Origin of the sequence: Megasphaera sp. UPII 135-E, from assembly GCF_000221545.1 — a bacterium.
In the GTDB taxonomy this organism is placed as follows: Bacteria; Bacillota; Negativicutes; order Veillonellales; family Megasphaeraceae; genus Megasphaera; species Megasphaera hutchinsoni.
In genome coordinates this window covers 1-635 of sequence record NZ_AFUG01000028.1, presented here as the reverse complement: position 1 = coordinate 635, position 635 = coordinate 1, and the positions used below count along the sequence as shown (strand labels likewise).

1 protein-coding gene is annotated in these 635 nt (G+C 36.4%); it reads left to right on the top strand.

Annotated elements, in window-relative coordinates:
- The first annotated feature begins 77 nt into the window (after window positions 1-77).
- On the top strand, window positions 78-605 hold the full coding sequence (locus HMPREF1040_RS03975; RefSeq protein WP_007392636.1) for a nitroreductase: 528 nt from the start codon (window positions 78-80) through the stop codon (window positions 603-605).
- Window positions 606-635: the final 30 nt, after the last annotated feature.

The following is a 635-nucleotide window of genomic DNA, read 5'->3' as shown; positions in this document are numbered from 1 at the left end:
TTTATAGGTCGAGGCTTTTTTTTATTATTTATAATTTGGTATAATAAAAAATAATAAGCATAAAGGAGCATGGTTATATGAATAACATAATGGAGGCAATGAAAACACGGCGTAGTATTCGAAAATTTCTTGATAAAATGGTACCAGAAGCACAATTAGAAGAAATTATTCAGGCGGGATTATATGCTGCGAGTAGTCGGAATCGACAAGCGACTAAAATTGTTTCTGTAACTAATTCAGTCATATGTCAGCAATTAAGAGAATTAAATAGAAAAGCTTGGGGAAAACCAGAAGGAATAGATCCTTTTTATGGAGCACCTGTTATATTGGTAGTTTTAGCAGATCGGACGTTTCCTAATGGGGTATATGATGGAAGTTTGGTGATGGGAAATTTGATGTTGGCAGCACATGCATTGGGGGTGGGAAGTTGTTGGATTCATCGTGCTAGAGAGGTTTTTGATACAGCTGAAGGAAAACAGTTATTGGTACAATGGGGGATAGAAGGGGATTATGAAGGTATTGGACATTGTGCTTTAGGCTATATAGACGGAGTAGTACCGGGCAATATACCACGCAAACCCAATAGAGTTGTTTATATAAAATAATAAAACTTGTAGCTTTTTGAGACGTCGACT

Excerpts from the sequence above, each read along its gene's own strand:
- HMPREF1040_RS03975 (WP_007392636.1), top strand. The coding sequence starts at position 78 with ATGAATAACATAATGGAGGCAATGAAAACACGGCGTAGTATTCGAAAA.